This is a genomic window from Streptomyces sp. NPDC048659 (assembly GCF_040650575.1).
Taxonomy (GTDB): domain Bacteria; phylum Actinomycetota; class Actinomycetes; order Streptomycetales; family Streptomycetaceae; genus Streptomyces.
In genome coordinates, this window is record NZ_JBEZHM010000013.1 from 82,173 (window position 1) to 98,453 (window position 16,281).

Genomic DNA, 16,281 nt, shown 5'->3' on the forward strand with positions numbered 1-16,281 from the left:
CATGACGTGGTTCGCCGCGGTCGCGCGGTTGCGGGCACGCCGGGAGGCCGGCGTGCTCGTGACCGTCGCGACCGTGCGCGGCCACGCCCCGCGCAACGCCGGCGCGAAGCTGGTGGTCGGGCAGGACGAGACCTGGGGCTCGATCGGCGGCGGCAACGTGGAGGCCGTCTCGATCGACCGGGCCCGGGAGATGATCGCCGAGGGCGCGCCGGGTCCTGAGCTCGTCGACTTCGCCCTCAACGACAAGGTGCACAACCGCCATGGCGTGCAGTGCTGCGGCGGCACGGTGTCGGTGCTGCTCGAACCCCTCCCGGTGGTCCGGGCGGTGGCGGTCTTCGGGGTCGGGCACGTGGGCCTGGAGCTGGCCAGGATCCTGGCCCGGCACGACCTGGACCTGCACCTGATCGACAGCCGGGCCGACACGCTCACCCCGCAGCGGCTGGCCGTGCTCGACGACGCGGTGGCGCAGGTGCGGGTGCACCACACGCCGCTGCTGCCGGAGGAGGTCCTGGAGTCGCTGCCGCCCGGCACGCACGTCCTGATCATGACCCACGACCACGCCGAGGACGCCGCCCTGTGCGACGCCGCCCTGCGGACGGCGCACCTCGGCTCCATCGGGCTGATCGGCTCGGCGGCGAAGTGGTCCCGCTTCCGCAAGCGGCTCGCCACCGAGGGCGGTCACGCCGACGCCGACATCGACCGGATCAAGACCCCGATCGGCCTGCCGGACATCGCGGGCAAGGAGCCCGCGACGATCGCGGTCAGCGTCGCGGCGGACCTGCTGCGCTCGTTCTGAGGCGGCGGGGTCCGGGCGCTGCGGGGCCGGTGCCGGTCAGTTGAGGAACCAGTACTGATTGGCCTGGCCTCCGCAGTCCCACAGCATGACGACGGGGCTGCGTCCCCAGTTGTAGATGTCCGCGCAGAGGCCGGGGTGGGCGATGCTCTCCAGCCGGGTCGGGCCGGCGGGGTCGTCGATCTTCCAGGCCATTCCCAGGCCGTTGCCGCAGACGTTCTGCATGAGCTGTTCGCCGCGGCCCCGGGAGCCGTCGGCGCAGTACTGGCTGGCCGCGTTGCGGATGTTCCAGCCTCCGCTGACGCTGTTCCAGGTGACGCTCCAGGACTGGTTGGCGCCGCCGTGGCAGTTCCACATCTGGACCCAGGGCCCCCGGCCGAAGTCGTAGGCGTCCAGACACTTTCCGGCCGCTTCGGGGCTGAGGCTGGTGATCGTCGAGGGCTGCCCTTGGGCGGCGGCGGGTGCGGCGCACAGCAGCAGGGCGGCGGCAGCGGCTCCGAGGATCGAGCCGAGTCGGGCGAGGACGGTCATGCGGGGCCTCCGGTGTCGGGCTGCTGGGGTTCCCGACGGTAGGGCCGGGCCCGTGTCCGTTCCCAGACCCGTACCGGCCGTTCGTGATCACGGCCGGTACGGGTCTGTCCTGGTGGGCCGGGAACGGTCAGCCCGAGGGGCGGCCCGTGGCGGTGAGTTCGGCGAGGCTGGTCCAGGGGCCCCGGTTGCCGGCCTCGGTCAGGGCCCGCAGCCGCAGGTAGCGGCCCGGCTTGGCGGTGAACGTGACCCGGGTGGCCGCCGCGGTGTCCGCGAAGGTGCCGGTGGCGACGGGGGTGCCCCAGGAGGTCTTGCTGTCGGAGACGTACAGCTCGTAGGAGCCGATGCGGCCGTTGACGCCGCCGTCCTGGCGGGGCAGGTGGGTGACGGAGTCGACGTCGTAGCGGGCGCCGAGGTCGATCTGGATCTCGTGCGGGAGGGCCGGGGCGCCGCTGGACCACTTGCTGTGCCAGAGGGTGGCGGGGTTGCCGTCGATGGCGTTGGCGGCGGCGCCGTTCTCGGACGCGGTCTCCTGGCTGTCGGCCTGGACGACGCTCCAGCCGCTCTGGCTGATCGGGCTCGACGGGGCGGTGCCGCCGACGGGGGTGCCGGCGGGGACGGTCAGGGCGGTGGCGGTGACCGTGGAGGCGGTGCCGGTGCCGAGGGTGCCGGTCTTCACCCGGAGGGTGCCCGAGCGGTCGGCCGGGTCGTGGAACCAGCCGGTGGTGGCGGCGTCGTACGCGGCCCTGCTCGCGAGGGCGGGCAGGGTGGTCGTGCCGACGGTGACGGTGCCGGGCGCGCTCGCGCTGCGCAGGGTGAACTCGTAGCCGCGGGTGGCGGGCTTGCCGGTGTACGTGCCGGTGCTCGCCCCGACGGAGACGGTGACGGTGCCCGTGCCGGAGGCGGGCGCGGTGACGTCGACGCGCTGGCGGGCGGAGGCGCCCGTCTTGTAGGCGCGGGTGAGGCCGTCGTCCTCGTAGAGGGTGAAGGTGGAGTTGCCGCGGGGCTGGATGTCGTACGTGAGGGTGGAGACGGGCTTCTCGCCGGTGTAGTTCATCTTCGGCCACATGGGGACGATGGCGCCCGCCTTCACGAAGAGCGGCAGGGTGTCGAGCGGGGCGGCGTAGCCGTTGAGCCAGCCGGGGCCGGTGTAGACCTTGCCGGTCCAGTAGTCGGTCCAGTCGCCGGCCGGGAGGTAGATGCCGTCGCGGGTGGTGGTGTCGGTGACGACGGGGGCGACGAGGAAGGAGTCGCCGGCCATGAACTGGCCGCTGGTCTGGTTGCCGCGCGCGACGGGGTCGTTCGGGTACTCCAGGACCATGGCGCGGGTGGCCGGGACGCCGGTGTCGGTGGCGTTGCGGCTCATCGTGTACATGTACGGCATGAGCCGCATCTTGAGCCGGAGGTACGTCCGGTTGATCGACTGGTAGGGCTCGGCGAAGCGCCAGGGCTGCTTGTCCTGGTAGCCGGCGGAGGGGCTGGTGGGGCCCCAGCCGGACATCGTCATGAAGGCGGGGGTGAACGCCTTCCACTGGAGGTCGCGGACGTACGTCTTGGGGCTGCCGCCGAAGATGCCGTCGATGTCGCCGCTCGCGTAGTTGAGGCCGGACAGCCCGGCGCCCGCGATGGCCGGCACGTGCCAGCGCATGGCGTCCCAGGTGCCGGAGGTGTCGCCGGTCCAGACGACGGCGTTGCGCTGGGTGCCGGCCCAGCCGTCGACGGTCCAGACGAAGCGGCGGGCGTCTGAGTTGTTCTCGATGCCGTCCACGGCCTGCTTGACGCCGTTGAAGGCGGTCTTGTAGCCGCCGCCGATCCAGGCGACGTCGGTCTTGACGGCCCGCGAACCGGCCGTGCCGACCTCCCAGTTGATGCCGGAGAGCCCGGTGGAGGTCCACAGCCCGGTCTGGAAGCCCTTGCTCTTCAGCTGGGCGACCGTCTCGGGGAGGCTGGTGTAGCCGCAGCCGTAGCCGTCGTTGGGGAGGAACCAGCCGGAGGGCATGTCGGCGGCGCGGGCGTCCGTGGCGTAGCCGACGACGTCCGGGGTGGTCTGGTGACGGAGCCGGTCGTGGGCGCCCTGGTAGTCGGGGTTGGAGGCGTTGAAGCAGTCGGCGTTGCCGAGTTCGAGGCCCCAGATGGGGGCGAGGAACGGCTTGCCGGTGACGTCGGTGTAGCCGCCCAGGACGTCCTTGAGGGAGTTTCCGGCGAAGTACCAGGCGTCGAAGCGGTTCTCGTTGTGGCGCAGCGCGGTCGGGGCGGTGAAGGCGTACGAGCCCGGGGACCAGGTGTTGCGCATGACGCCGTAGCCGTTGGTGGACATGTAGAAGGGCGCGGGGCTGGCGTTGGTGTTCTCGGTCCACTGGTTGGAGACGGCGACGGGCACGGTCTTGTCGCGCAGGGCCCATTCGCCGAGCCGCAGGCCGGTGCCGTAGAACTGCTCGTCGGCGGCGCGGTTGAGGTACTGGGTGGTCTGGGAGCCGGTCCAGTTGGTGGGCTGGGCCTCGGACCAGAGCAGGGTGGTGTCGTCCGCGCGGTAGAGGGCGAAGGTGAGCGGCGACTTGTTGATCCGCAGGCTGACGGCGGAGGTGCCGATCCTGTAGTACGCGCCGGCGTCGGTGAGGGTCGCGCCGACGGAGCCGAAGGCGGTGTTGATGGCGAGGTCCGCGCCGGCCGGGTCGTCGGTGAAGGCGCCGTTGGGCGAGAGCCAGATCCGGAAGATGTCGGCCCGCGCCATCACGACGCGGGCGGCGGCGCCGCTGGACGTGGCGACGGTGAAGGTGTCGCCGGACCGGGTGACGCCGGTGACGTTCCCGGCGGTGGCGGCGCGGGCGTCCGTCGCGGGGAGGACGACGGAGAGCAGGGCGCCGATGAGGACGGCGGCGATCAGGAGGGCGGTACGTCGGACACCGGGGCGCGGGCCCCGGTGGCGGCGCGGGTGGGGGCGTGGCGGGGCGTAGAGGGCTGCGGCTGTCATGGCGGCTGGTTCTCCTCACGAGATCCCCGGCGCGGGGAGCGCCGGGCAGTGGTCGTTGGAGCTCCCCCGCGCGTGGGGGCGTGAGACATGGCAGCAGTGACGCACGAATGGCGTCAAGTGCTCAAACAGGCATGGTTGCAATCAACTTCAATCATCACTGGTCGCGGGAGGGTGCGTGCGGGGCCGTCCCGTCAGAGACCCGGCCCGACGGCGGGCCGTGCGATCAAGTCCTGCGCGGCGGCGCGCAGTTGGACCTCCCACTCCTTATCGTCGAGCCCGAGGGTGTACGCGACGCAGCACGCGCAGGACGGGAGCAGCGCGAGGAACGCCCGCTCCTCGGCGGTCTCGGCCTCGACCTCCGCCCACTCGTCCGAGGCCGTCCCGGCGAGCCCGACCTCTCCCGCCGCGAACCGCACGGCCAGCCTGCGCAGCGCGTACCGCAGGGACAGGGGCCGATCGGGCAGCGGAATGCCGAGCTCTTCGAGCGCCGCCACGAAGGCGTCCCGGATGTCCGCGGCGACCGCCCGCCGCGGCAGCCCGGCGAGCTCCCGCAACGAGGGCGTGTCCCACCCCGCGGCGAGTGCGTGCGCGGCGCCCATCGGCAGCTCTTCCAGGCAGACCTCGCCCGCACGGTAGAGCCACGCGGCCTCGACCAGGGGCGGAGGGGCGGGGGCCGTCACCGGCGCCGTACGCCCGTCGGGCACGTCGGTCGCGGCAGGCGAGCCCGTCCTCTCCGTCCCGTCCGCGCTATCCGACAAGGCGACGCCTCCAGTCCAGGGGTGTGACGGTGACGGCCCGGCCGGGTTCGCCGTCCCACTCGGCCCGGAGGCCGACGGCCTCCAGCGCGGCCACGACCTCGCGGCCGATGGCGGCGCTGGTGTCGGCCGAGCCGTCGAAGCCGCCGTAGAGCAGCGTCAGTCCGTGCCCGGCCACGGCGGAGTCCGTGCACTGGGAGTGGAAGTAGACGAAGCCGCGCGCGTCGGGCTCCCCGTCGTCCCCGATCTCGGCCTCGCCGCACCTTCGGCAGCAGGTGAAGTTCTCCCGGGCGGTGACTCCCGCCTCCTCCAGGGCGGCGAAGGCGCGGGTGAGCCGCTCGGGGTCGGTCTCGCCCCGCCACGCGGCCTGCTCGGCGACCCGCTCCAGCCACAGCCGGTCGGCCAGCGCCTCCGCCTGCCCACCGGAGACGGGCCTGCGGTCCTCGGTGACCAGGAACTCCTCGGCCAGCTCGGCCAGTTCCGCTCGGGTGGCGTAGCCGCCGGCCAGCACCTCCCGCACCCGCCGCTCCAGCACCGCGCGCTCGTCGTCGCCGAGGTCGAGCGGCGGCACCTCGGGCACGGGGCCCAGGTCCAGCGGCTCCCACCGCAGGCCGTCGTCCCATCCGGCCTCGTGGCGCGCCCAGCCGGTCATCGCCGCGATCACGTCCTCGGGGCCGTCGGCCATCGCCTGGAAGTGCCGGTCGGCCGATCCGTCGCGGTACTCCAGCGTGTAGTCGCCGCCGGCCTCGTGCCAGACCTGGGTGAAGACGTCGGGCAGGTCCGGTATGCGCTGGACGACCAGGAAGTGATCATCGTCGCCCCCGATCCGCCGGACCAGCCCGGCCAACTCCTCGGCGGACACGCGGACGTGCCGCTCCTCGCTCTCCGTCTGCACCGTGATCTCCAGCATGGTTCAGACTGTGGCACACCCCTCTGACAACGGACCTGCGGGGATGCCCGCCGGTGAGCCCGGCCTCACGGCCGGCGCGGACGACGGCGGCGCGCGAGAAGCAGCAGGAGCGCGCCCACGGGCACCGCGCCCAGGAGGGCGAGGGGGAGGGTGCCGGTCCCGCTCTCCGCCAGGGAGCCGGACCCTCCGGTGCCGCCGGGGCCGCCCGGCCGGGTGGAGGTCGACGGTGCGCTGGGCGTCGGGCGGGACGTGGGGCTCGTGGTCGGGCGCGGCGGCCGGGTGGGGGTCGGGCCGGGGGTGGTCGGCGTCGGCCGGGCGGTGACGGTGACGCGTACGGTCGCGGTGTCGTTGCCCGGTTCGGGGTCGGGCTGATCGGCGCGGACGGCCGCGGTGACCGCGAGTTCGGTCCCGGGCGGGGTGCCGGGTCGGACGGTGCCGGTCACGGTCAGCCGGGCCGACTCGCCGACGCCGAGGGTGCCGAGCGGGCAGCGGGCCCGGCCACCCTCGACCGCGCAGGGCGTGCCGTCCGCCGTGGCGACGCGGACGCCCGCAAGCCCGGGGGGCAGCGCGACGGTGACGACGGGGTGGGTCGCGGCGGCGGGGCCCTTGTTGGTGACGGTGAAGGCGTAGGCGGCGCGGGCGGAGGGCGCGAGGGGGCCGGACGGGCGGACGGTCCCGGTGACCGCGAGGTCGGCGGCGGATCCGATCGCCGTGTAGACGGTGCTGTGCGAGGTGTGGCGGGTCGCGGTGATCCGGTCGGTGTAGCCGACGGTGACGGTGTTGCGGGTGAGGGTCCCCCGGCCCGCCGGAAGGACCCTCACCCGGAAGGAGACGGTGGCACGGGCGCCGGGCATCAGGGTCCCGCCCGCCGCCCGCGTGGCCCCCTCCCCCAGGTGGACCCGGAGGCGGCCGCCGTCGAGCAGGGCCCCGGTGTCGTCGTCCTCGGCGTCGGTCAACGGGCCGCTGGCGCCCGGCCCTTCGACGGCGAGCGAACCGGCGACGTAGCCGACCACGGCGGGCAGCGGATCGTCGAGGACGACGCCGTCGGCCCGGTCGCCGCCGTCGCCGCGTACCGTCACCGTGTACCGGAGGATGTCGCCGGGCTCCGCCCACGTATGCCCGGACAGGTTGGTGACCTTCTTGTCGACGGCGAGGCAGGGCGGGCTGCCGAAGGTGATCCCGTCCAGGAAGTTCCCGGTGCTCAGGCCGCCGCCGGCGGTCCGGACCGCCCGGAAGGCGAAGCGGGTGCGCCGCTGCCCGTACGGGACGACGTAACTTCCGGTGTGCGTGCCCCACGCCGTATTCCCGTCGGAGAGCTCGCCCTGGTTGCGCAGGGGTCCGCCGGGCGGCCCGATCAGCACGTCCATCGTGTCGACGCCCTTGCGCCCCCGGTGCGAGAGACGCCAGCGGAGCCGCGAGCCGGGGGTGGTGGCGATGTCCTGGTACAGGGAGGCGGGTTCGTTGGCGTTGAGCTCGGCGAACTGGCGCCCTTCAGCGGCCGGAATCCCGTTCAGCCCGCCGGCCCACAGCTCGATGCGCCTGTCGGAGGCGGTGGTGGCCCAGCCCGGGACCCGGCTCTGGTCCAGGATCGACCAGTCCGCGTCCTTGATCCGCGGCTCCTCGAACCCGCCGTTCACCAGCGCCTGTGGGGGCGCGCACACGAGATCCCTCGGCAGGGCGCGCCCGTCCGCCGCGGGCGTGGTCGTGAGGGCGGCGGTGAGAGCGAGCGGGGCGACCGCGACGGCCAGTGGCCGCCTGCGCCACGAACTGCCGGTGCCGAAGCGCGGGTGCATGGTGGCTGAGCCTAGGCAGGTGCCGAGGGGCACGGCCTCGAATGACCTGACGGTGGGCATGTCGCGGGCCGACGCGTCTCCGCCTCCGCCCCCGCGATACGGATACGGGTACGTGTACGTGTACGGGTGCGGGTGCGGGTGCGGGATAGGCTGCGCCGGTGAAGCGAGTCCTGGTGGTGGGCGTGACCGGCGCGGGCAAGTCCACGCTCGCGCGGGCCTTGAACAAACGTCTGGGCCTGCCGTACGTCGAGATGGACGCGCTGTACTTCACCGGCCCGGACTGGACCGCCAACGCCGCCTTCGCCGAGGACGTGGCACGGCTCACCGCCGGCTCCCACTGGGTCGTGGACTCCCTCGGCTACCCGGAGGTCCGGGACCTGCTGTGGGACCGGGCCGACACCGTGGTCTGGCTGGACTACCCCCGGCGCGTCGTCGTGCCGCGCGTCCTGCGCCGGTCCCTGCGGCGCAGCGCCACGCGCGAGGTGCTGTTCGGCGGCAACCGGGAGACGTGGGCGGGGTGGCTGAGCCCGGAGCACCCGGTCCGGTGGGCGTGGTCGCAGCACGCCGAACGCCGCCGCGAGATCGGCCGCCGCACCCACGACGAGCGCTTCGCGCCCCTGCGGGTCCTGCACTTCGCCGAGCCCGGGGCGGCCACGGCGTGGCTGGCGTCCTTCGCGGACTCCCCTTCCTGAACGGGCGGGAGCGGCCAGACCCTCGGCCTACACCGGATCCGACCGGATCCAACCTGCCCCCACCGGCTCCCACCGGCCTCGGTCGGTCGCCATTCGGAGGCACTCGGAGGCACTCGGAGATACTCACCCCATGACGTGGTTCGAACAGGCGGAACGAGCGGAGCAGTCGGGTGACTGGGACACGGCGATAGCCCTGGTGAGCGCGCACGCCGAGTGCTTCACCGGCGACGGATACGCCCACGGCTACCACCTCTGGCACATGGATCTGCTCGTCCGCGCGGAACGCGACGACGAGCTGACGGAGCTCGCCCGCACCGATGTCCACGCCCGCAGGCGGCTCAACCGGGCGCTCCGCGACCGCGGCGACACGACACGCCTCTCCGAGCGCGCCCGGGGCGGCGACCGCGACGCGCTCTACTGCCTGCTCCGGCTGCTCTGCCGGACGGCGGGTACCGAACAGGCCCGCCGGACCCTGCGCGAGCTCGACCCCGACAACCAGTACGCGCGGGACATCATCGCCGCCGCCGAAGCCCCCTCGCCCGACGGGACCTGACCTCCCGCCTGGGCCAGGCCATGAGGCCGTCCCCCGGCCGGGCGGCCTTCGGCGGCCGGTGGTGTGGCGCGGCCCCGCGCGGAGCAGGATGAGCGCGGTGGTGTTCCGGCGCCGGACCGGCCATCCCGACCCCGCTCCCCCGAGTGCGCCGAGGTGATTCCCGATGGTGACGGACCGGTACGGCAACCCCATGCACGCCTGCTCGTCGGAGACGACCGGTCATCTGGACCGCGCCGTCGACGCGCTGCTCCACTTCAGCCCCGAGGTCGAACGGGCCGTCGGCGACGCGCTGGAGAGCGGGCCCGACGCTCCGCTCGCGCATGCCTTCGCCGCGTATCTGGGACTCCTCGGCACGGAGCCGGGCGAGGCCGCGGCGTCCCGTCGGCGGTTCCGGCGGTACGTGAGCGGTGCGGACGTCACGGCCCTGCCGGTGCGCGAGCGCCTGCACGTCATGGCGGCCGGCGCCTGGCTGGCCGGAGACCTGGGGCGGGCCGCGGGTCTGCTGGAGGAGCTGTCCGCCGCGTACCCCAGGGACGCGCTGGCCCTGGCCGTCGGGCACCAGCTGGACTTCTTCACGGGCGACGCGGTGCGCCTCCGCGACCGGATCGGCGGCGCCCTCTCCGCCTGGGACACGGCGGAGCCGAACGGGGGGCTGCTGCTGGGCATGTACGCGTTCGGCCTGGAGGAGTCGGGGCACTACCGGCAGGCCGAGGAGGCCGGGCTCGCGGCGGTCGAGCGCGACCCGCGCGACGTGTGGGCGATCCACGCCGTGGTCCACACGTACGAGATGCAGGGGCGCGTGCCCCAGGGCATCGCCTACCTCGACACCAGGCGCCCCCAGTGGGCGCACGACAACTATCTCGACGTCCACAACTGGTGGCACTACGCGCTGTACGCCCTGGAGGCCGGGGACACCGACGCGGCGCTGGCCGTCTACGACGCGTCGATCCACCACGACGGCTCCCCGGGCCTGGCGATGCAGCTCCTCGACGCGGCGGCGCTGCTGTGGCGCGTACACCTCGCGGGGACGCGGCCCCAGGCCCGTTGGGAGGCCCTGGCGGACGCGTGGGAGGCGCGGGCCGACCCGCCGTTCTACGCCTTCAACGACGTCCACGCCGTCATGTCCTACGCGGGAGCCGGACGGCTCGCGGCGGCGGAGCGGCTCGTCGCGGACCGGCGCCGCTGGCTGAGCGGTCAGCGGACGGACGCCGACACCGCCGTCACCCTCACCAACCAGCGGATGACGGCCGAGATCGGACTGCCCGCGTGCGAGGCGCTGCTGGCGCACGCCCGGGGCGACCACGGCGCCGTGGTGGAGCTGCTGTGGCCGCTGCGCCGCCGGTTGCACGAGTTCGGCGGCAGCCACGCGCAGCGCGACGCCCTCCAGCGGACGCTGCTCGACTCCGCCCTCGGCTCCGGCCGGCACGACCTCGCACGCGTCCTCATCAGCGAGCGCACCGGGCTCCGCCCCGACAGCACCTACAACTGGTCCGCCCGCGCCCGCCTGGCCGACGCCCTGGGCGACACGCCCCGGGCCGAGGAGGCCCGCATCCGCGCCCGGACCACGGCGGCGAGCGCGGCCGAGGCCCTGCACCGCCCGTCGCCCTGACCGAGGACGGGAGACGGGAGACGAGAGACGGGTGGGTTCAGGATCAGGACTCGGACAGATACGGGTCCTTGAAGCCGATCTGCGCGTGTGACCCGTCGCAGAAGGGCTTGTTGCGGGACCGGCCGCAGCGGCACAAGGCGATGCGTTCGCGGGTCTCGTACGTGAAGCCGTCTTCGTCGCTGCGGAGGGTGATGCCGCCCCAGACGCGGTAGCCGCCGGAGACGCCCTGCTGGGGGTCCTGCACCACGCCGATCTCCGGGCCCGTGTCGGTCTCCAGCGCGGTCGCCCGGCGGTCCTCGACCTGCCAGGCGACCAGGCGCCCGCCGACGCACGCCTTGGCCTCCTGCTCGACGAGGTCGGCCTTGCCCTGCTGCTCCACCTGGTTCCAGATCTGCCCGTCCGCGTCGCAGAACCGGGCGAACGCGCACAGCCGCTGGGCGTCGGTCAGGACGAGTTCGGGGCCGTCCTGCTCCTGGGCCTGCTCCAGGTACGGCACGCGGGCGGTCGGCGCCTCGGTGCCCACGAAGCCGACCCGCGTATGGCTGCCGTCGCAGAACGGTTTGTTCGCCGAGTGCCCGCAGCGGCAGAGGTGGAACTCCCCCTCGGGGACCTCGCCGGAGGCGGGCGGAGCGAAGTCCCGCCCCTTCGCCCACGAGCGGGAAGTGCCCTCGGCGTCCGCCACGATCGTCTGCTGGGCCACGGGCACCTCGCCCCTGACCGCGTACGGGCCATCCTTCATCACCGTGATGGTGACCTGGGGTGCCGTCTCTCCCGCCATGCCTCAGCTCCTTGCTCCGGGGCCGCGTCACGGCCATGCCCAGCGCGAGGGTAGGCGGGGCGGAGCCGCGGCTGCCGTGAGGCGGCGGCGCAGCGCCGCGCACGGCATTCGGATGGGCTAAGCGACGGGCGCCCGCTGTTGAGCATCCCATCGCGTGCTTCTGAGTACGGACACTCACGCCCCGGCAGGCGTCCCGCGGTGAGGGTGGGGGCACACCGAACGACGGGAGATCCTCATGCGTACGTCCTCCGGCACAAGCCGCCGGTCCGCCCGCCGCACCACCCGCGCGGGGCGCGCCTTCGGCGTGGCCCTCGCCGGCGCCGCCGCGACCGTCGTCCTCACGGGGTGCGCCGGGTTCTCGTACACGGAGAAGACCTGCAGCGACGGAGAGTATCCGGTGCTGACCGTCGGGGGTACGGGCTCCGCGTGCGTACCGGACGGCGAGCAGCCTCCGGCCGGGTACGTGCGGTACCCGGAGGGCAAGGTGCCGCAGGAGGTCGACGACACTTGGGACGTGTACTGGCGCACGCACACGGTCGACAAGGACGGCAAGATCGTCGACGCGCCCGAAGAGGGGTGAGTGGGGGGGCCGGGCTGGGACCAGTTCGGCCCGGGTCAGACTGGGTCGGCTCGGGTGGGACCGGGTCGGCCCGGGGCGGCAGGAGGGCGGGGCAGAGGGGCTCACCCTCGCCGCGGTGTCAGCCCGCGTCCCAGACGGTCACCGCCAGTTCGAAATCGGCGGGTCCGCGCACGGCGGTGACCGTGAGGTAGCCGAGGCGGCCGCTCCCCGTTTGCAGGCAGGCCATGTACCCCGGCCGGACCGCGAGCGAGCGCGACGCCATCAGCCCTTTCTTGACGGAGCAGTCCTGGAAGCTCGGAGGGTGCGCCTCCTCCCACACCACGACCGAACGGCCGTCGATCTCTCCGGGGTGGCAGTCGCACACCAGGTTGAGATCACCCACCGCGGCCTTCGAAGGCGGCACGTCGTCCAGCCACAAGCCCGCTGGCCATCCCCCGCTGTAGAGCACCAGGTCGCCCTTCCACCGCACCTTCGGCGCCTGGGCCTGCTTCGACGGCTGCGGCTGCGCCGGCGGGACGGGAAGGTCCGGCGGCGCCGTCGGCACGTGGGAGACGGAAGGCGGCGGATCGGCGGGCGGTGACTGCCCCGTCGACGGGGTGGACGGGGGCCCCGTGACATCGCCACCGGCACCCCCGCCGCCAACCCCGCCTTGGCCGGACTCGTTGTGGTCGTGACCGGCGCACTCCGCGCCACTGCTGCAGTTGTTCTGCGTGCCGATCTCCGTCCCCCCGCACGCGGACAACGTCAGGACAGCGGTCACCGCCAGCACGGCGCCTCTGAGTGCCGCCGGCATCCGGCCGCCTGTCATCCCTTCTGGTTGATGTCGTGGCCCGCGCACTGAGACGAGTTGCTGCAGTCGTTCTTGACCTCGGCCTTGTCGGAGCTCGTGAGCAACATCGCGGCCGCGGTGATCAACGCGGCGACGATCGTGCCCACCACAGACAGCACCGCTATCCACTGATTCCTGCTCAAACCAGCCACGATCCGGCCTCCCCCTCGGCGATCCGCAACGAGACGAGCACTGTTCGAAACGCCCCTGCCGCGTGGATGGTTCCGCCCCTGTGCCCCTCGGCTACTTCGCGAACTTCTCGTTGAACGCGAAGTAGTCGATGCTGCCCTCCATCGCCGTGTCCCGGCCCACGAGGAACGAGCGGGCCGCGGCGGCGGCGGCGGTGTAGGCCACCTGCGCGATCGCGGTGCCTGCGGAGTAGCGGGAGACGCCGGCCGCCCGCAGTTCCTCGGGGGCCGGGGCACCGGGCAGCCACATGGCGTTGACCTTCAGGCCGGTGTCGCGGGCGATGGTGCCCAGGGCGTCGAGGTCGAGCAGGCCGGGGACGAACAGCCCGTCGGCGCCCGCCTCACGGTAGGCGTTGCCCCGGGTGATGGCCTCGGCCAGCCGCCCGTTCTCGTCACCGACGCCGAGGAGGAAGACGTCGGTGCGGGCGTTGACGAACAGGTCGACGTTCGCGTCCTCGGCCGCCACCCGGGCGGCCTCGATGCGTCCGGCGGCGATCGGCGCCTCGTACAGCGGCGTGTCGGCGGCGCCGGAGTCCTCCAGGTTGATGCCCACGATGCCGGTGGCAGGAACCGTGCGACCGTCACCCGCAGGGCGTCCGCGCTGTCGGCGTAGGCGTTCTCGATGTCGGCGCTGACCGGGAGGTCCGTGGCGGCCACGATCCGCTCCAGGTTGGCCAGGACATCCGCCTGCGCCAGCGAGCGCCCGTCGGCGGCGCCCTGCGACCAGGACTGCGCGCCCGAGGAGGTCGCGATGGCCGAGGCACCGGCCTCCGCCACCAGGCGGGCGCTTCCCGCGTCCCAGGCTTGGGCAGGACCAGGAAGTCGTCGTGCAGGCTCCGGAACCGCTCCGTGCGCTGCTGCTGGATTCGGATGTCGGACATGGTTCGTCGCTCCTTCCGGACCAGATCTCGGTCTCACCTAGGAGACGCGCCCCGGGCCGCGAGCGTGAGATGCCGGTTCAGGAGAACCGGCGGGGTGAGCACGGCATCCCGAGCCGGAGCCGTAGCCATAGCCGTGCCCGTACCCGTACCCGTACCCGCAAGCTCACAACACGTGCTCCATGCAGACGAGTTGGTCCCGCCCGTCCCACGACTCCGTGACCGCGAACCCGAGTCGTTCGTACAGGGCGATCGCGCCCGTGCGCCACTTCCACACCGACAGGCGAACCGCCCCGGCTCCGTTCTCCGCGGCGTGGGCGAGTGCGGCACCGACGAGGCGGAAGGCGATGCCCTGTCCGCGGTACGCCGGGTCCGTCCACAGCCGCTTGACCTCGGACCGCCCGTCGGCGGGGGCGGTCACCACCAGGCAGCCCACCGCGGTGTCCCCGCTCAGCGCGAGCAGCACGGTGTCCTCCGCGAACACGGCCTGGGGGTCGACGACTTCGACGCGGTAGCGCTCCGGCAGCGCTTCCACCCCGGCGACGGCCTCGTCCTTCTCGGCCTGCGTCCGCAAGTGGTAGGCCGCGAGCAACGGCGCCAGCCCCGCCTGGACGGAAGCACTCTGTCCGGGCAACCCCCAGCGGACGACGGTCACCTCACGCTGATCAGTCATGGCGGGAGCATCGCACGTGCAGCCCGGCCGCCGGACCGAGGGGTCGAGAGGCCCCGAGGCCGAGGGCTCTAGAAGAGCCGTCCTTCCCGCACCTCTGCAGGCTCCTCCAGGTCCAGGAGGAGCTGCTTGCGTTCGAGACCGCCACCGAATCCGGTGAGCTTGCCGCCCGCGCCGACCACCCGGTGGCAGGGGATGACGATGCTCACGGGGTTGCGCCCGACGGCCTGGCCGACGGACTGCGACAGGCCCTTGCCTCCCAGTACGTCCGCGATGTCGCCGTACGTGATCCGCTCCCCGTACGGGATCTCCCGCAGCCGCGCCCAGACCTGCTCCTGGAACGCGTCGCCGTTCGTCACGGCCGGCACGTCGAACGTCTGCCGCTGCCCGTCGAAGTACTCGTCGAGCTCGTCCCGCGTCCTCGCCAGGAGCGCGTCCGCCGAGGGGTCGGTGCGGCGGCCCCAGGCCGAGGGCGGGGGTGTATGGCGGTAGCCCTGGAAGTACAGGCCCACCAGCGCGTCATCGCCCGCGACGACGAGAAGGGGGCCCACCGGGCTGTTCACGTGAGCGTGTCGGATGTCCATAGGGTCCTATCGTCTCCCATCGCTTCCCATCGCATTCCATCTCTTTCCATCGTTTCCCGGCGGCGGCGCTGGTCACGGCTGGTCACGACGGCCAGATGCCGGAGCTGCCGCGTCGGTGCGAGTCCAGCAGGTGAGTGTCGACGATCCCGATCGCCTCCATCAGCGCGTACATCGTGGTCGGGCCGACGAAGGCGAAGCCTCGGCGGCGCAGTTCCTTCGACAGCGCCTCGGATTCTGCGGACCGTGTCGGGATCTCCGCGAACGTCCGGGGGCGAGGAGTCGTCGCGGGCCGGAAGGACCGCACGAGCCGTCCCAGTCCCATGTCCTGGCGCAGCCGCACGGTCGCGCGGGCGTTGGTGACGGCGGCCTCGATCTTGCGCCGGTTGCGTACGATGCCGGCGTCGGCCATGAGGCGTTCGACGTCGCTCTCGGTGTACGCGGCGACCACGTCCGGATCGAAGCCGTCGAACGCCGCCCGGAACGCGGGCCGTTTGCGCAGGATCGTCGCCCAGGACAGGCCCGCCTGGAACGCCTCCAGGCTGACGCGCTCGTAGACGCCCTGCTCGTCGGTGACCGGCATGCCCCACTCATGGTCGTAGTACGCACGGAGCAGGGGGTCGACGGCCGCCCACGCGGGGCGGGCGAGGCCGTCCTCTCCGACGACGGCACCAGGGGCAGGGGCAGGGGCCGGGGCGAGGGCCGGCGGTGTCGTCATCGGACGCTTCCCGTCGGGGCGGGATGCCGGAGCATGTCGTCCTCCACCCGCCAGGGCCTGCCGTCCGTGGTCGTACCGGTCAGGCCGTTCAGGTTGACCAGGCCGACGAGCGCGAGGGTGCCCGGCTCGCCTATCTCGGCCATCGCCAGGGTGCGTTCGGGGCTCCACGGGGTCGACCACAGCAGCCTGCGGGTCATCTGCGCCCAGCCGAGCGCCGGGCCCGTCATCACCCAGAGGTCGGGGGCGGCGGCGGCGAACCGGGTCGCCTGGCGCAGCCAGGAGGCGCCCGTCTCGGGCCAGGTGACGTTGGCCAGGATCGTGCCTCCCGCCTGCTGCCAGGCCGCCTCCAGCCGGCGTGCGGTCTCCAGGGCGTACGGGGCCCGACCTGAGCCGATCGCGAGGGTGCGGGCGCGCCGCTCGCGGGCCAGGCGGACGAGGGCCGCGACCACGGCAGC

17 protein-coding genes and 1 pseudogene are annotated in these 16,281 nt (G+C 73.3%); 5 read left to right on the forward strand and 13 right to left on the reverse strand.

Annotated elements, in window-relative coordinates; translation table 11 throughout:
- Position 1: 1 nt before the first annotated feature.
- Positions 2-796 (forward strand): xanthine dehydrogenase accessory protein XdhC, encoded by a 795-nt coding sequence (gene xdhC / locus AB0C99_RS13105; RefSeq protein WP_362473762.1) that lies wholly within the window; start codon positions 2-4, stop codon positions 794-796.
- Positions 797-832: 36 nt separating this feature from the next.
- On the opposite strand, the gene AB0C99_RS13110 is transcribed toward xdhC, so the two are convergent.
- From AB0C99_RS13110 to AB0C99_RS13130, 5 genes are all read right to left on the reverse strand, one after another.
- On the reverse strand, positions 833-1,324 hold the full coding sequence (locus tag AB0C99_RS13110) for an RICIN domain-containing protein (protein WP_362473765.1): 492 nt from the start codon (positions 1,322-1,324) through the stop codon (positions 833-835).
- Positions 1,325-1,451: 127 nt separating this feature from the next.
- On the reverse strand, positions 1,452-4,292 hold the full coding sequence (locus AB0C99_RS13115; RefSeq protein WP_362473767.1) for a TIM-barrel domain-containing protein: 2,841 nt from the start codon (positions 4,290-4,292) through the stop codon (positions 1,452-1,454).
- Between the two features lie 191 nt (positions 4,293-4,483).
- Entirely contained in the window at positions 4,484-5,050 is a 567-nt protein-coding gene (locus AB0C99_RS13120) for a hypothetical protein (protein ID WP_362473770.1), read from the reverse strand.
- Positions 5,040-5,957: a hypothetical protein gene (locus AB0C99_RS13125; RefSeq protein WP_362473772.1), complete on the reverse strand. Its 918-nt coding sequence runs from the start codon at positions 5,955-5,957 to the stop codon at positions 5,040-5,042. Before AB0C99_RS13125 ends, AB0C99_RS13120 begins: the two co-directional genes overlap by 11 nt.
- A 65-nt stretch (positions 5,958-6,022) precedes the next feature.
- Positions 6,023-7,750: a DUF11 domain-containing protein gene (locus AB0C99_RS13130; RefSeq protein WP_362473775.1), complete on the reverse strand. Its 1,728-nt coding sequence runs from the start codon at positions 7,748-7,750 to the stop codon at positions 6,023-6,025.
- Positions 7,751-7,908: 158 nt separating this feature from the next.
- On the opposite strand from AB0C99_RS13130, the gene AB0C99_RS13135 reads away from it, so the two are divergent.
- The 3 genes from AB0C99_RS13135 (at position 7,909) to AB0C99_RS13145 (ending at position 10,604) form a co-directional block, all read left to right on the forward strand.
- Positions 7,909-8,442 (forward strand): AAA family ATPase, encoded by a 534-nt coding sequence (locus tag AB0C99_RS13135; protein WP_362473778.1) that lies wholly within the window; start codon positions 7,909-7,911, stop codon positions 8,440-8,442.
- 130 nt (positions 8,443-8,572) lie between these two features.
- The gene (locus AB0C99_RS13140; RefSeq protein ID WP_362473781.1) at positions 8,573-8,995 is read left to right on the forward strand and encodes a hypothetical protein; all 423 of its coding nucleotides are present in this window, start codon (positions 8,573-8,575) and stop codon (positions 8,993-8,995) included.
- A 163-nt stretch (positions 8,996-9,158) separates the two neighbouring features.
- On the forward strand, positions 9,159-10,604 hold the full coding sequence (locus AB0C99_RS13145) for a tetratricopeptide repeat protein (protein WP_362473784.1): 1,446 nt from the start codon (positions 9,159-9,161) through the stop codon (positions 10,602-10,604).
- Between the two features lie 43 nt (positions 10,605-10,647).
- Here the strand turns inward: AB0C99_RS13145 and AB0C99_RS13150 are convergent, their stop codons facing one another.
- Complete coding sequence (locus AB0C99_RS13150) at positions 10,648-11,382, reverse strand: CDGSH iron-sulfur domain-containing protein (protein WP_362473787.1); 735 nt, start codon at positions 11,380-11,382, stop codon at positions 10,648-10,650.
- Between the two features lie 235 nt (positions 11,383-11,617).
- Here AB0C99_RS13150 and AB0C99_RS13155 point away from each other — a divergent pair, with 235 nt between their 5' ends.
- On the forward strand, positions 11,618-11,962 hold the full coding sequence (locus tag AB0C99_RS13155) for a hypothetical protein (RefSeq protein WP_362473789.1): 345 nt from the start codon (positions 11,618-11,620) through the stop codon (positions 11,960-11,962).
- Between the two features lie 118 nt (positions 11,963-12,080).
- On the opposite strand, the gene AB0C99_RS13160 is transcribed toward AB0C99_RS13155, so the two are convergent.
- The 7 genes and pseudogenes from AB0C99_RS13160 to AB0C99_RS13190 form a co-directional block, all read right to left on the reverse strand.
- The gene (locus AB0C99_RS13160; protein ID WP_362473792.1) at positions 12,081-12,506 is read right to left on the reverse strand and encodes a hypothetical protein; all 426 of its coding nucleotides are present in this window, start codon (positions 12,504-12,506) and stop codon (positions 12,081-12,083) included.
- Positions 12,507-12,766: 260 nt separating this feature from the next.
- On the reverse strand, positions 12,767-12,943 hold the full coding sequence (locus tag AB0C99_RS13165; protein ID WP_362473794.1) for a hypothetical protein: 177 nt from the start codon (positions 12,941-12,943) through the stop codon (positions 12,767-12,769).
- Positions 12,944-13,034: 91 nt separating this feature from the next.
- A pseudogene (locus tag AB0C99_RS13170) lies at positions 13,035-13,897 on the reverse strand (isocitrate lyase/phosphoenolpyruvate mutase family protein).
- Between the two features lie 126 nt (positions 13,898-14,023).
- Positions 14,024-14,530, reverse strand: coding sequence for a GNAT family N-acetyltransferase (locus AB0C99_RS13175; RefSeq protein ID WP_362473797.1), 507 nt, complete (start codon positions 14,528-14,530; stop codon positions 14,024-14,026).
- A gap of 68 nt (positions 14,531-14,598) precedes the next feature.
- Positions 14,599-15,111 (reverse strand): methylated-DNA--[protein]-cysteine S-methyltransferase, encoded by a 513-nt coding sequence (locus AB0C99_RS13180; RefSeq protein ID WP_362473800.1) that lies wholly within the window; start codon positions 15,109-15,111, stop codon positions 14,599-14,601.
- Between the two features lie 82 nt (positions 15,112-15,193).
- On the reverse strand, positions 15,194-15,826 hold the full coding sequence (locus tag AB0C99_RS13185) for a DNA-3-methyladenine glycosylase I (protein ID WP_362473803.1): 633 nt from the start codon (positions 15,824-15,826) through the stop codon (positions 15,194-15,196).
- Positions 15,823-16,275: a hypothetical protein gene (locus AB0C99_RS13190; protein WP_362473805.1), complete on the reverse strand. Its 453-nt coding sequence runs from the start codon at positions 16,273-16,275 to the stop codon at positions 15,823-15,825. Before AB0C99_RS13190 ends, AB0C99_RS13185 begins: the two co-directional genes overlap by 4 nt.
- Between the last annotated feature and the right edge of the window lie 6 nt (positions 16,276-16,281).

Excerpts from the sequence above, each read along its gene's own strand:
- xdhC (WP_362473762.1), top strand. The coding sequence starts at position 2 with ATGACGTGGTTCGCCGCGGTCGCGCGGTTGCGGGCACGCCGGGAGGCC.
- AB0C99_RS13110 (WP_362473765.1), bottom strand. The coding sequence starts at position 1,324 with ATGACCGTCCTCGCCCGACTCGGCTCGATCCTCGGAGCCGCTGCCGCC.
- AB0C99_RS13115 (WP_362473767.1), bottom strand. The coding sequence starts at position 4,292 with ATGACAGCCGCAGCCCTCTACGCCCCGCCACGCCCCCACCCGCGCCGC.
- AB0C99_RS13125 (WP_362473772.1), bottom strand. The coding sequence starts at position 5,957 with ATGCTGGAGATCACGGTGCAGACGGAGAGCGAGGAGCGGCACGTCCGC.
- AB0C99_RS13130 (WP_362473775.1), bottom strand. The coding sequence starts at position 7,750 with ATGCACCCGCGCTTCGGCACCGGCAGTTCGTGGCGCAGGCGGCCACTG.
- AB0C99_RS13140 (WP_362473781.1), top strand. The coding sequence starts at position 8,573 with ATGACGTGGTTCGAACAGGCGGAACGAGCGGAGCAGTCGGGTGACTGG.
- AB0C99_RS13145 (WP_362473784.1), top strand. The coding sequence starts at position 9,159 with ATGGTGACGGACCGGTACGGCAACCCCATGCACGCCTGCTCGTCGGAG.
- AB0C99_RS13150 (WP_362473787.1), bottom strand. The coding sequence starts at position 11,382 with ATGGCGGGAGAGACGGCACCCCAGGTCACCATCACGGTGATGAAGGAT.
- AB0C99_RS13155 (WP_362473789.1), top strand. The coding sequence starts at position 11,618 with ATGCGTACGTCCTCCGGCACAAGCCGCCGGTCCGCCCGCCGCACCACC.
- AB0C99_RS13175 (WP_362473797.1), bottom strand. The coding sequence starts at position 14,530 with ATGACTGATCAGCGTGAGGTGACCGTCGTCCGCTGGGGGTTGCCCGGA.
- AB0C99_RS13180 (WP_362473800.1), bottom strand. The coding sequence starts at position 15,111 with ATGGACATCCGACACGCTCACGTGAACAGCCCGGTGGGCCCCCTTCTC.
- AB0C99_RS13185 (WP_362473803.1), bottom strand. The coding sequence starts at position 15,826 with ATGACGACACCGCCGGCCCTCGCCCCGGCCCCTGCCCCTGCCCCTGGT.